Raw genomic sequence first — 12450 nt, 5'->3', positions numbered from 1 at the left:
GGTTCTAGATTCAGGCCGATTCTATTTTGCTCTCTTAAGCTCTGATCACAAATAAAGCCAGTGTCGCAAATAAATTGGGAAACAATTTAATTTGTCTAGTCCGATTAAAAAAAGCTCGGTGTAATACTTTGATCCTCTCAAAATCACAAAAATCCTCAAAATCTTTACCAGACAAATAATGTAAATTTGGTGTATCATACCAATGAAAAGGCATAAGGTCAGTGACTGGAGTTTTTCCACTGAGAAGGATAGAAGAACGAATTTGCCAATGAGAAAAGTTAGGAAATACAATGATCACTTGTTTCCCAATTCGCAAACATTCTTTAATAATTTCACCGGGGTTTAATGTCTGTTGGATGGTTTGGTTCAGAATGACAAAATCAAAGCTATGGTCTAGATGGTGTTTGAGTCCATCATCAATATCACCATGATGAACATATAAACTCTTTTTAACACATTGGATGATACATTTATCATCCTTTTCTATCCCTTGGACACGAACCCCTTTGTTTTTTAGGATCAACATAAGTTCGCCATACCCACAACCAAGATCTAAAACTCTTTCTCCAGGTTTGACTAAATTGGCAATGTATGAAATATCGGGTCTGTTTTTTAAATCCAAACCTAGGGCTTCATTGGTATGAATGTTCAAAGGAAAACTCCTTCGTCAGTAGAACTTAAAAAATCTCTAAGGATTGAATCCTGTTGTTCACTTGGTAATAAAAAACTATCATGTCCTGCCGGATTATTGAGTTCGACAAAACTAACTGGAACTGCATTGACTTCCAATGATTTTACAATTTCCTCTGATTGGTAGGGTGGATAGAGCCAATCCGATGTATAAGCAACTACCAAAAACCGGCATCTAACTTTTGCTAATACTTTGGTAAGTTCTTTTCCCGTTCCTAAACTAAAATGGTCAAGTGCTTTGGTTACGTAAATATATGAGTTTGCATCAAACCGATCGACAAAGGATTCCCCTTGGTAAATCAAGTAACTTCCTACAGCAAAGTCTGTGGATTGGATATTACCTTTGGGTGGTTTACGACCAAATTTTTCACGCATCATTTCATCACTTAGGTAAGTGATATGACCCATCATTCGGGCAAGGGCTAAACCTTTCGATGGTCTATTTTCTTGTGTATATAAACCTTGGTTCCAGTTGGGATCGGATAAGATTGCCTGTCTTCCCACTTCATTAAAAGCAATTTGTTGTGCAGAGTGTTCGGATGAGGATGCCATCACAATACAGTTTTTGAGCCGATCAGGATATGCAACTGACCACTGTAAGGCTTGCATTCCACCCATCGAACCACCGGCAACGGCAAATAGTTTATGGATTCCAAAATGGCTGATTAGTTTTTCTTGTGCGTTTACCATATCTCCAATGGAGACAAAAGGAAATGTCGATTGGAATGGTTTTCCATTTTTACCATTCGTAGTCAGAGGTCCGCTAGATCCCTTGCATCCTCCGATCACATTGGAGGAAATGATAAAATAGCGATTGGTATCAAAGGCTTTTCCTGGACCAATATAATAGTCCCAATAACCGGGGCGTTTGTCCCCTTCATGAAAACCGGCAGCATGTGCATCTCCGGAAAGTGCATGGCAAACTAAGATAGCATTGTCTTTTTTATCGTTTAATTTGCCGTAAGTTTCGTAGGCAATTTCGAGAGGAGTGATAGTCTCACCCCCCTCTAAGGTCAAAGAGTCAAATTGAATGCTCTGAGTATATACGACGCCTACGGATCCGTGGGAAAACTCGTTCTGTTCGGAGGTAGGCATAGTCTTAATCAGATATTTTTTAATGCCTCTTCCAAGTCTACCAGAATGTCATCGATGTTTTCAAGTCCTACACTCAAACGAACAAATCCTGGAGTCACTCCTGCAGAAACTTGCTCCGCTGCGGTCAGCTGTTGGTGGGTTGTCGAAGCTGGGTGGATGGCAAGAGATTTCGCATCACCGATGTTAGCAAGAAGACTAAAAAGCTCAAGTCCATCGATGAATTTTTTTGCTTTTTCCACTCCACCTTTGATTTCAAAACCAACGATAGCACCGAAGAGCCCACGTTCATGGTATTTTTTGGCAGTCGCATAGTTTTTGTCTGTAGGAAGGCCTGGGTAGTTGACCCATTCAATCTTAGGATGTTTTTGTAAAAACTCTGCCACTTTTAAGGCATTAGTAGAATGGCGTTCCATACGAAGTGGAAGTGTTTCCACACCTTGGATGATTTGCCATGCATTGAATGGAGAAATCGCAGGACCAAGATCTCTTAGACCTTGCACACGAGCTTTGAGAATAAAAGCAATATTCACTCCACCGAAAGGTTCAAATTTTCCAAAAACTTCCCAGAATTTCAAACCATGATAAGATGGATCTGGTTCTGTAAAATTTTTAAACTTTCCGTTCCCCCAATTGAAACTACCACCATCAACGATGATTCCACCGATGGAAGTTCCGTGGCCGCCTAAAAATTTAGTGAGAGAGTGAACCACAATGTCTGCACCATGTTTCAATGGATTCACTAAATAAGGAGATGGCATTGTATTATCAATGACTAGTGGAACACCGACTTCTTTAGCAACTTTACTTACCGCAGCGATGTCGAGAGTGTCTAGTTTAGGATTTCCTAAAGTCTCTGCATAAAACGCTCTTGTTTTATCATTAGAAGCTTTGCGAAAATTTTCAGGATCTGATTGGTCTACAAAGTGAACTTTAATTCCGAGTTTCGGGAATGTATAGTGGAGAAGGTTGTAAGTCCCACCATAAAGTGATGAGGAAGCCACAATTTCTTGTCCAGTTTCTACGATATTTAAAAGGGCTAAGAGCTCGGCACTTTGGCCTGATGCTGTTGCAAGAGCTGCGACTCCACCTTCTAATGCCGCCACACGTTTCTCTAAAACATCCGTTGTTGGGTTCATTAGCCTTGTATAGATATTTCCAAATTCTTGAAGGCCAAAAAGGCGAGCAGCATGGTCAGTATCTTTGAATACATAAGATGTGGTTTGGTACAATGGCACAGCACGCGACGTAGTTGTCGGATCCGGTTCTTGTCCTCCGTGGAGTGCGATAGTTTCTGGTTTAAAATTACGTGGCATAGATTCCCCCGATGGTCTTGTCATCCTCATCTTATCTTGCTTATTTGTCAAGAAAAAATCTAATAAAGCAGAATATTGGTTCGTTTTATTGGATTGGTTCTAAATAGATTATTTCTTATTTTCAGACCAAAACCTTACGATAATCATCGTATTGTTATGAAGTTTCTTCTGACCCAAAGCTTAATTTTGCTACTTCTCCCATTGGTATTCACTTTGGAAGCACAGGTTTGGGTTCCCACAGGAACGGAATCTAGACGGGCTTCCGCTTTACAATTTGATGCTGGTGGATCCAGTTTTCAAAAAGATTATTACGGATATATCTCTCCCAATTTTACCTATAATCACGGAAGTAATTTCGGTTATTCCTTTTCTCTTCCTATCAATGCTCTCGCTGTCGATAAAGATCCTCTCCAATTGGATAGCAAAGCCGGTAAAATCAGAGAGATGGACTATAATAGTAAAAATGATTATTCGCGTGTTTTGAATTATATTTCTTATGGAACCTACAACCAACAAGTTCCGGGTAAGGTGACTTATTCAGCTTATACAGGTAAGATGGTGGATGGATATGTTGGACATGGAACCATTGTGAACAAATACCAAAGTTCCTCTAGATTTGATTCCTATAATCCAGGTGTCATGGCCGATTTAAATACAGATTATGTCGGAGTTCAATACTTTGCGAATTCCGTCGTTAATTTTGAAGTGAATGCCGCTCGGGTTTATATCAAACCACTTGCCATTGGAAAATCGTTATTTTCTCTATTTGATAAGTCCTCCGATTTAGTTTACCTTATGAATTTACGAGGGAATGTCCTTGATGAATCGGGACGATTAAGTGTAGAAGAAGAAGCCGGATCGGAAGAATCAAAAAACAAACAAGCAGAAGAAACTAAAAAAAAAGAAATTCGACCTATTAATAAAGATTCACGGATGGAACTTGTGGACAATGATCCATGGTACAACCGTTTGACGATTGGATATACTAGAGCCTGGGATAGAGCCGCTCCCGTACAAATGTCTTATAATACCAATGGTTCTCCTGTCACAGAAAAGAATTTAGACAATCCAAAAACAACTCAGGTGACTCGTGCTTCTGTAGAAGGGATGGATATCGAATATCGACTTCTCAATTTACCTTTTGTCGAATTCACTCCTTATTTGGACTTTAATAAAATCAAGGGACTCGACGGCGCGCAAGGAACACATTATGGAAGTATCTTTCGTTTAGGAACGAAGGATTTAAATGTCATTCTAAAACCTGAGTTTCGTCAGATGACTGCAAACTACGCTCCTATGTATTTTGATAGTTTTTATGAAGTGGAAAGGTTTCAAAAATTCCCAGTTTCTGCACCTCTTCGTCCTAAATACGATTATTTAGAAAATCAGTCCAATGCCAAAGTCACTGGTTACTATCATACGATTTATATTAATTTTTATCATTTAGGTTTTGAATTTGCTGTAGAAGATTATGGATTAAAAGGAAACAAACGAGTGTTTGCTGCTGCTTACATTCCTTTAGGTTCCTCTTTTTTAATGTCTTTTTATTATACAAAAAAAGGATATGAAACACAAGGAAAGGCTTTTGAGTTAGACAATAACACTCAAGCAGCAGCAGAAATTTCCAAATCCTTTGGTCCAATTGTTTTGCGGTTACAAAACTATCGAAAGTATTATTTGGATAGTAGCGAAAAGTCTTTTGTCAGTATTGATGAAATTCGATTTTTGGTTTCGGGTGGAATTAGTTTTTAATCGAAAATAATTGGTATAAAAGAGCAGAATAAGCAAATTCTGTTCTGAGATTGATTTTCCCAAGACTTATCAGCTTAAATCCACATTCTTTAAAAAACATAATATCATCCGGCTTCCATCCAGACTCTGGCCCAAATACAAAAAGAAAATTTTGAATGGATTCCTTTGATTCTAAACAATCATTAAGGAACTCGTCTCCCTCGCGGTCCAACACCAAAACTTCTCCCTTCCACGATTTTAAAAATGGTTTCCAGGCCAAGGATTTGGCCAAGTTCAAATTGGGTAATCGAGAATTGCCTGTTTGGCTAAGCCCTGTTTCTAAATAAGAAACTGTTTCTTTTGTATAAACGGGGGAAGTCCAATATTCTTTGTTCTTAGATTCTGTAGCATAAAAATATACGGAGTCCACTCCGTATGCTCCACTTAAGTGCAAAAGTTTTTTTCCTGTTTGAGGTCTTGGAAGCGAAAAGAAGGTATGGATTCCTAAAGACTGAAATTCATCCTGTAGTGTTTCTAGTTTTTCTAAACTAACAAAAGAATCTGAAATGGATTGGATTTTAAATAAAAAATTACCGGAACCTGGAATCACTACTTGAACGTTATCCTCTGGAGTTTTCTTCAAGATGGTGCGGATATGGAGGAATCTTTCTCCTGTTAGGTGGACTATTTGCTTATTTTTAAGTTCGGTTTCATAAACAAGAATCCAATTCAATGTTTAGATCTCATACCCAGGTTTTGTTTCTGGTTGTAAATCTTCTGTAGAGTCGGGTGGAACCAACTCTTGATTTGGTTCTTCTATCATGGGGTTTGGAAGTTTTTCTTCAACACTCGCGTCTGGTTTTGGGGTATTTGGAAAAGAGGACCATTTCCAAAAATACAACATGAGGATTGTAAAAAGTAAGATCGGTATTAAACGGATTTCTCTTCTTTTGGGCCCTTGTTTTGATTTTAGATAATCAATGGGAGCATAGAGCAAATCGAGGAATAATTCTTTGTAACTTTGAAAGGATGGTTGGAATTGAAAAGAGGGAACTTGTTCCGATCTATGAAAATCTTCCGAATTTTCCTGATCTGGTACAAAGGTAAAACGATGAGAACAAACGGGACATTGAACCAAAATGGTTCCCTGTGTGGCAGGGAACCGTAACATCGTGGAACAATTCGGACATTGTTTAACGAGATTCAATTAAGAACCTGTTGTTCTTAGTATTTTAAAGAACTCTTCAATGCTTCTACGTTTTTCTTATAATGTTTATTAGAATCTCGATCGTTATAATCGAAAAGTTTTGTAAACAGTTTGTCAAAGTAGTCCAAGTTTTTGAAGTAAAATTGTTTTTTGAAATTGTTTCTAATCGGGTTTGTTTTTGTATTCTCTACGTTCGAAAGAATGTATTTACCAACACCTTTTTCAGAAGGAGTTTCTGGAGTTCCCCAAACAGGATAATCATCATGTTGATAGAACAATTCAAGTTTATCATCATGAGCAGCAGCTCCGTTTGGCGCAACGTCAACAATCACAGAAATGATTTTGTCTTCTAATAGGAAGTTGTTTTGGTAAATGTAAGTTCTAATTTTAGTTAGGTTACGTGGTTGTTCTTTTCTTGGATCTGGATCTGCGTTGTTTACTCCTTCAAAAAAAAGTTCCATTTTTTTGAATTTTGCACCAAGGTTTCGGCTAGATCTTCCGTCTTCACTTCCAACGAAATCAAAAACTTCAAGATGCAAACAAGTGTTATCTTGTGCTTCTTGTTTGTCAGCAGCTTCACATCTTTCTCCATCAGCACTTGGTTTCCCTTTGTAAAGGACAGTGCGGTGAGGAAGAGTTCTCACTTTCATTTTAAATAGAACTGTGTGTAAACGAAGTCGTTTGTTTACTTCAGAAATATTATCATCTAATTCTTTTTCCGTCTCAGTAATGGATTTACCGGATTGAGTAGGATCAATTCCAGCAGAAGTGGAACCTGTTTCCGAGCTACCAGTTTGAGCGAAAACCCCAATATTGAGCAAAAGGATGGGGAGTATTAATTTTATTTTCATGTCCGAATCTTCCTAAAAGGTTAATTTGAGGATACCAAAGAACGACCAATGGTCGTAAACAACTATCCTGTAAAAATTATCGGTAAATCTCCTAGAAGATTGAAGCCGAATCGATTACTTTTTAGCGTTTCCATCCAAAATCTGGTAAAGATTCCAAATAAAACGAAATGTCGGGAGCGGACAAAAAGTCCTCTTTTTCCCAGTTTTGGGTGATCCAACGGCGTTCCACATAGTCACAATAATCCTTAAGATTTCGACCGGAAGCACCTTCCAAAGCATCCGCCAGCTTTAGGCGTTCGTTTGGATCTAATTGTTTGGCATAACCATCTAAAATTTTGGCTCGTTCCTCCTTATTTGGGAGAGGAAAGTAGATCTTTCGATCAAACCGAGACAAAAGAGCCGAATCTAAATCAGTTTTTCGGTTGGTGGCGCCAATGGTAATGGTTCCGCTGCGTTCGGCAAATCCATCCAGTTTCCGTAAAAGAACACTGAGTAGGTTTCTAGTGGCTTCAAAAAGCCCATCTTCTCGGGATGTGGCAAGGGAATCGATTTCATCCAAAAAAAGCATACACTTAGGAAATAGGGCTGCGGCATCAAAAACCATGGCTAAGTTTTGAGAGGATTCGCCGTAATACTTACTTAAGATGGATTCGATGGGCACATAAACCATGGGAACCCCACAAAGATGGGCAACAATTTTTGCCATACTGGTTTTTCCCACTCCAGGTTCCCCTTCAAAGAGGACAGCGCGGGGGAGGTTCGGACTTGGTTTTTTTCGTGTGAGTTTCGTGATCTCGTAAAAGGGTTCTGGTTTTAAAATGGGAAAAACCAAACTTTCTAAGATCTGAGCTTTCACTCCCTCGTAACCAAAAACAGAATCAAAACCTAAATCATTCCCTTTTGCTTTTTCCAAATGCGGATCATAAACTTCGGCTCCGAGTTGGTGGAGGAGGATCCTTGGGTCCTTTGCTGTTTGCCCTTCCGACTTTAAAAATTGGAAGAGGCTTAACGTGGTTTGGATTTCCTTAGTGGAAAAATCTCCGTGTTTGGAACATTCCACTTTTAAATCCGATTTGAATGAAAAACGAATCCGAAATTTACCAGAGAGATTTTTTTGTGGTTCAAATAGATTTTCGTTTAAACTTTGGATGCTGATGTACCCTTCTTCAAAATTATAGATCCGAAAGTTTTCGATATAATTCCGAACAATTCCCAAACAGTCCAGGATCCGATCTTTGCCAGCGTTTTCTGTGCGAAATCGAAATATCGTCTCTTCCTTTTCCTGAACAAATTGATAATTGGCGTTTTTGAGCTCGGAAGCAAATAAATCCTTTGCTTTAAAATAATCCGGATGGGTCACAGAATTGGACATAAGGAACAAAATACGGAACTTTCCCTTTTTTTTCAAGGAAGGATTTTGATTTCCACCGACGAATAAATTGGAGAGGTTGCAAAGATATGGGTGAAGGTTCACTATCACAAGAAGACATAGATGCACTACTCGGTGGATTTAGCGGAGGAGGAAATTCTCCTGCCGCTGGTGGTTCCGGAGGTGGGGGTGGTCTTGATGATTTGGATGCTCTCGTCGGTGGTGGCGGTGGGGATGACAATGGTCCTTCTTTTGCTGATATTGCTGCGGCCCTAGGCCCAGGTGCCACTCCCAGTCCTGCAAGGTCTGGTGCCAAATCGCAAGGCAGTCCAGGAAGTAATACTGCCAATCTCAATTTACTTTTAGATGTTACCCTCCAACTCACAATCGAACTGGGGCGAACCACTATGTTCATCAAAGATGTCCTCCAACTTACGGAAGGAACTGTGGTTGAGTTAGATAAAAATATTGGGGAAGAACTGGATATCCTTGCAAACGGCAAACTTGTCGGTCGAGGAAAACTCATCATTCTGGATGATTACTATGGGGTACAAATCACTCAAATCGTAGATCCTATGGAAAGACTCGGTGGCCCAGCCTTTTTATAGGTTTCCACCTTACCTGAACCAATAAATCAATTCACATATGGAATTTGAATCTCCTTATTCACTAGAAAGGATTGTAAACCCTTCTGAAGATTTACAATCAGAGCTCTGGAATCTGTTGCACGAATACAGTGTATCAAAGTTAGGTGATCCTAGTTTTGAAAAAAAAGAGTTCTTTGCCATCCTTGTGAAAGAGGGTGATAAACTTGTTGCTGCTTCCCTCTGTTATTTATTTTTTAAGGGACTCAACCTCCAACTGCTTTGGGTGGCCGAAGAAAAACGGGGATTGGATTTCGGAACAAAATTACTCAAAGAAATTGAGAACGAGGCTAAAAGTCTTGGAGCAACTCTTGTTTTTGGTTATTCTTTTGGATTCCAGGCCCCTAAATTTTATACAAAACTAGGATATGAGGAAGTGGGAAAAATTTCGAACTATCCAGAAGGACAGAATTGTTACTTCCTCTGTAAAAAATTGACAATCGATTCTCCTTGACAACAATTCCATCTCTTTCAATCTGTTCTCTATGTTAACTCTAGCCATTGTGTAGACCGCCAAAACGGTGAACTTGTTTTGGATACCCCGCCTAAATTCAATTAGGAGGCGGCTATCTTCGCACAGGCGGTCTATTCCCTCTCATCCACTGTTTTGGTCTCCTCTTTTTGTTTTGCCGCAAAAACTGGATATGTCACGTGAATCTGAACTATCTAATTTACAAAAGTTCTCTAAGAAAAAACGTTTTGATGATGAAGACGAAGATATTTCTTCTCTAAAACCCAAAACAAAATCGCATCGTTTCCGTTCTGATGTAGATGAATTTCGTTGTGTAGAATGCAAACAAATGGTTTTTCCTCCAGGTTTCGGAACAGACCAAAGGAATCATTGTCCGAATTGTTTGACAAGTTTACATCTCGACAATTCACCGGGAGACCGTGCCGCTACTTGCGGAAGTAAAATGGAAGCAATTTCCATTTGGGTGAGAAAAGGAGAATGGGTGATTTTACATCGTTGCAAAGGTTGTGGTGTGATTCATGCCAATCGGATTGGGCCTGATGATAACGAAGCTTTGCTTGTATCCCTTGCTGCCCAAGCCATGGCAAAACCTAGCTTTCGATTGTTTGCAGAAAATCCGGTGGAAAATCCACCGGATGACAAATGTTAGACATTTTTTTTGGCATACTAGGTTGGTCCTATTATGCTTTTGGTTTTTTTCCTTCGGTTAGGTTGGCAATCAGATTTGGTAAATTCATCACATCCGCTGGGATGAGGATTTCCGTATTCTCTTTGGCAACGTTCAGGAAGTTGTGGATGAACGCTTTTGTGATTTGTAGTTTGATCGCAGAGGCACCACCTTGTTCAGAGATAGCACCAGCGATGGCTTCAATCCCTTTTGCTGTCGCAACCGCAAGGGCTTCAATTTCTGTTGCTTTACCTTCAGCAGAGTTGATCCTTCTTTGTTTTTCCCCTTCCGATTTGTTCACGGCTTCTTCTTTAAAACCTAGGGAACGGTTGATTCTTGAATCTCTTTCCCCTTCCGAAAGAAGGACTTGGGACCTCTTAGCGATCTGTGCTTTCTTCTCTTTTTCCATGGCATCAAGAACTGATTTTGGTGGAACAATATTGAGAATTTCATAACGATTGACTTTGATTCCCCAAGGTTCAGAAGCTTGGTCAATGGCAGCTACAATGGTAGAATTGATGGCATCTTTTTCCCCAATGGTTTTATCGAGTTCCATAGTTCCAATCACGGACCGCATTGTAGTTTGTGCAAGTTGAATGGCGGCAAACTGAAAGTCCTCAATTCCATAAGAAGCACGAACGGGATCGATGATTTTTAAATAAATCACTCCATCCACTTTTACCTGTACGTTGTCATGCGTGATACAAATCTGTGGTTGGACATCAATCGATTGTTCTTTGAGAGTATGGTAATACGCATCACGATCAATAAAAGGAATCAGAATGTGAAATCCCGCTCTTAAACTTCTCGAGTATTTACCCAAACGTTCTACAATTAATACATCTTGTGCTGGAATGATGCGAATGCAGCGAAAGATATTATAAATCAAATAAATAGCAATGATCGACCAAAAGGCTAAGTATACGAATTCCATACTATTCTCCTACCTGTGGGATTTTTGTTGTGATTTTGGAAAGGCCTTCAAAAACTCCGCCAATGTTTGCAAGAGCTTCGGGAACCACTGTCGTTTTTGAAGTTTTTAAAATGATACCAAGGGCATCCAAATACTCTTGTGTGATTTGTAAACTGACAGCTTCTTTCCCACCTTTTTTACTAATAGCATCGGAGATTAATTGTAATCCTTTTGCTGTGGCGTTGGAAATCAGGGTGATCTCTTGGGCCCTTCCATCGGCTTCGTTTACCAAACGAATTTTTTCCCCTTCGGAAATGTTAATGGATTCTTGTCTTTCTCCTACCGAGTGGTTGACACGAGATTCCTTTTCTCCTTGAGAGATAGTGATTTCGGCTCGTCTTTCCCTTTCGGATTTCATTTGGTTTTCCATCTCGAGAAGGATTTGTTTGGGAGGAGTGATATTACGAATTTCGTATCTTGTGACTTTAATGCCCCAAGGATCGGTAGCACGATCGATATTGGAAACCACTCGGCCGTTGATTTCATCTCTTTCAGAAAGAAGGTTATCAAAAATCAATTTTCCAATTTCGGAACGAAGAGTGGTTTGAGCAAGTTGTGTGGTTGCTAACATAAAGTTATCAATCCCGTAAGATGCCTTTTCTCCATCGATGACTTTTAAATACAATACACCATCCACTTCAACGGATACGTTATCCTTAGTAATACAAACTTGTGGATCTATGTCGATGGTTTGTTCTTTTAAGTTTTGGCGGTAACGAATTTGGTCTACAAAAGGGATCATAAAATAAAATCCCGATTTTAAAACCCCATTGAGTACACCTAATCTTTCTTTAACATAAACACTTTGTTCTGGAACAATGATGATTGTCTTTTTTATAATATAGACAATTACCAAAAATACAACGATGACGGTTGCGCCCATAATTTCCTCCTCTGTGACGTTTGACCATACTTAGATGAGGAAAAGAGAAAAGGTTTTTTTCTTTGTAATTAAAAAAAGTGTAATTTAATGTTTATGATTCTACTTGTTCAACGGTGAAAGTAAGATTTTCCCTAGAAAGAATCCTAACAAAACTTCCCTTCGGGATTTTAGAATCAGTGGAGATGGCATCCCAAAGTGTGCCTTGGAAACGAATTTTGCCACCATGCCTTTGTACTAAAATATCAATTTCAACAGGAACAATTTGATTTAAAAAATCATCTTGGATGAAAGGATCCACGGAAGATTCTGATTTAAAAAATCGTTTTACGGCAGACCCACCAACAAGAATGGACACAAGACTGGAAACTATCCAAACAACCACTTGGGTATAAAATTCGATAGGAACCAAACGAGCCAAAATGCCGGTAAATATGGCTCCAACTCCTAAAAACATCACAAAAGTTCCGGGAAGTATAAACTCAGAAAATAACAAGGTGATTCCAAGAAAAATCCATACATAGGGTGAATTAGCAAAAATAAAATCCAAAGGGAACC

The 12450-nt window shown here is 39.2% G+C and carries 14 protein-coding genes; 4 read left to right on the top strand and 10 right to left on the bottom strand.

The window, feature by feature from the left end:
* Window positions 1–34: 34 nt before the first annotated feature.
* Genes metW through EHQ70_RS03700 form a run of 3 tightly spaced genes read right to left on the bottom strand, consistent with a single transcriptional unit; the run spans window position 35 to window position 3098 of the window.
* Complete coding sequence (metW, locus tag EHQ70_RS03710) at window positions 35–652, bottom strand: methionine biosynthesis protein MetW (protein ID WP_100790150.1); 618 nt, start codon at window positions 650–652, stop codon at window positions 35–37.
* Complete coding sequence (metX, locus tag EHQ70_RS03705) at window positions 649–1785, bottom strand: homoserine O-acetyltransferase MetX (RefSeq protein WP_135583617.1); 1137 nt, start codon at window positions 1783–1785, stop codon at window positions 649–651. Before metX ends, metW begins: the two co-directional genes overlap by 4 nt.
* A gap of 8 nt (window positions 1786–1793) precedes the next feature.
* Entirely contained in the window at window positions 1794–3098 is a 1305-nt protein-coding gene (locus tag EHQ70_RS03700; RefSeq protein ID WP_135583615.1) for an O-acetylhomoserine aminocarboxypropyltransferase/cysteine synthase family protein, read from the bottom strand.
* A gap of 156 nt (window positions 3099–3254) precedes the next feature.
* Between EHQ70_RS03700 and EHQ70_RS03690 the strand changes: the two genes are divergently transcribed.
* On the top strand, window positions 3255–4850 hold the full coding sequence (locus EHQ70_RS03690; protein ID WP_135583611.1) for a hypothetical protein: 1596 nt from the start codon (window positions 3255–3257) through the stop codon (window positions 4848–4850).
* Here the strand turns inward: EHQ70_RS03690 and EHQ70_RS03685 are convergent.
* The 4 genes from EHQ70_RS03685 to EHQ70_RS03670 form a co-directional block, all read right to left on the bottom strand.
* Window positions 4840–5562, bottom strand: a complete 723-nt coding sequence (locus tag EHQ70_RS03685) for an RsmE family RNA methyltransferase (protein WP_135583609.1) — start codon at window positions 5560–5562, stop codon at window positions 4840–4842. The two genes, EHQ70_RS03690 and EHQ70_RS03685, sit on opposite strands and share 11 nt — an antisense overlap.
* Window positions 5563–5565: 3 nt before the next feature.
* Window positions 5566–6036: a zinc ribbon domain-containing protein gene (locus EHQ70_RS03680; RefSeq protein WP_244288211.1), complete on the bottom strand. Its 471-nt coding sequence runs from the start codon at window positions 6034–6036 to the stop codon at window positions 5566–5568.
* Window positions 6037–6053: 17 nt separating this feature from the next.
* Window positions 6054–6887, bottom strand: a complete 834-nt coding sequence (gene fcpB / locus EHQ70_RS03675; protein ID WP_135583607.1) for a flagellar-coiling protein FcpB — start codon at window positions 6885–6887, stop codon at window positions 6054–6056.
* A 121-nt stretch (window positions 6888–7008) separates the two neighbouring features.
* The gene (locus tag EHQ70_RS03670) at window positions 7009–8295 is read right to left on the bottom strand and encodes an AAA family ATPase (RefSeq protein WP_244288210.1); all 1287 of its coding nucleotides are present in this window, start codon (window positions 8293–8295) and stop codon (window positions 7009–7011) included.
* 50 nt (window positions 8296–8345) lie between these two features.
* Between EHQ70_RS03670 and fliN the strand changes: the two genes are divergently transcribed.
* The 3 genes from fliN (at window position 8346) to EHQ70_RS03655 (ending at window position 10021) form a co-directional block, all read left to right on the top strand.
* Window positions 8346–8864 (top strand): flagellar motor switch protein FliN, encoded by a 519-nt coding sequence (gene fliN / locus EHQ70_RS03665; RefSeq protein ID WP_135583605.1) that lies wholly within the window; start codon window positions 8346–8348, stop codon window positions 8862–8864.
* Window positions 8865–8901: 37 nt separating this feature from the next.
* Window positions 8902–9354, top strand: coding sequence for a GNAT family N-acetyltransferase (locus tag EHQ70_RS03660; RefSeq protein WP_135583603.1), 453 nt, complete (start codon window positions 8902–8904; stop codon window positions 9352–9354).
* Window positions 9355–9544: 190 nt separating this feature from the next.
* On the top strand, window positions 9545–10021 hold the full coding sequence (locus EHQ70_RS03655; RefSeq protein WP_135583601.1) for an RNHCP domain-containing protein: 477 nt from the start codon (window positions 9545–9547) through the stop codon (window positions 10019–10021).
* Between the two features lie 31 nt (window positions 10022–10052).
* Here the strand turns inward: EHQ70_RS03655 and EHQ70_RS03650 are convergent, their stop codons facing one another.
* The 3 genes from EHQ70_RS03650 to EHQ70_RS03640 all read right to left on the bottom strand — a co-directional run bounded on the left by EHQ70_RS03650 (window position 10053) and on the right by EHQ70_RS03640 (window position 12442).
* Entirely contained in the window at window positions 10053–10973 is a 921-nt protein-coding gene (locus EHQ70_RS03650) for an SPFH domain-containing protein (RefSeq protein WP_135583599.1), read from the bottom strand.
* A gap of 1 nt (window position 10974) precedes the next feature.
* Window positions 10975–11895 (bottom strand): SPFH domain-containing protein, encoded by a 921-nt coding sequence (locus EHQ70_RS03645; protein ID WP_135583597.1) that lies wholly within the window; start codon window positions 11893–11895, stop codon window positions 10975–10977.
* 91 nt (window positions 11896–11986) lie between these two features.
* Entirely contained in the window at window positions 11987–12442 is a 456-nt protein-coding gene (locus EHQ70_RS03640) for an NfeD family protein (RefSeq protein ID WP_135583595.1), read from the bottom strand.
* Window positions 12443–12450 lie beyond the last annotated feature (8 nt).

This window comes from Leptospira congkakensis, from assembly GCF_004770265.1.
Classification (GTDB): Bacteria; Spirochaetota; Leptospiria; order Leptospirales; family Leptospiraceae; genus Leptospira_A; species Leptospira_A congkakensis.
The sequence above is the reverse complement of the archived record's forward strand: the minus strand, read 5'-3'. Positions and strand labels throughout refer to the sequence as shown.

What these genes read in the sequence shown, in the direction of transcription:
- metX (WP_135583617.1), bottom strand. Translation starts at nt 1,785, where the DNA reads ATGCCTACCTCCGAACAGAACGAGTTTTCCCACGGATCCGTAGGCGTC.
- EHQ70_RS03700 (WP_135583615.1), bottom strand. Translation starts at nt 3,098, where the DNA reads ATGCCACGTAATTTTAAACCAGAAACTATCGCACTCCACGGAGGACAA.
- EHQ70_RS03690 (WP_135583611.1), top strand. Translation starts at nt 3,255, where the DNA reads ATGAAGTTTCTTCTGACCCAAAGCTTAATTTTGCTACTTCTCCCATTG.
- fcpB (WP_135583607.1), bottom strand. Translation starts at nt 6,887, where the DNA reads ATGAAAATAAAATTAATACTCCCCATCCTTTTGCTCAATATTGGGGTT.
- fliN (WP_135583605.1), top strand. Translation starts at nt 8,346, where the DNA reads ATGGGTGAAGGTTCACTATCACAAGAAGACATAGATGCACTACTCGGT.
- EHQ70_RS03660 (WP_135583603.1), top strand. Translation starts at nt 8,902, where the DNA reads ATGGAATTTGAATCTCCTTATTCACTAGAAAGGATTGTAAACCCTTCT.
- EHQ70_RS03655 (WP_135583601.1), top strand. Translation starts at nt 9,545, where the DNA reads ATGTCACGTGAATCTGAACTATCTAATTTACAAAAGTTCTCTAAGAAA.
- EHQ70_RS03650 (WP_135583599.1), bottom strand. Translation starts at nt 10,973, where the DNA reads ATGGAATTCGTATACTTAGCCTTTTGGTCGATCATTGCTATTTATTTG.
- EHQ70_RS03645 (WP_135583597.1), bottom strand. Translation starts at nt 11,895, where the DNA reads ATGGGCGCAACCGTCATCGTTGTATTTTTGGTAATTGTCTATATTATA.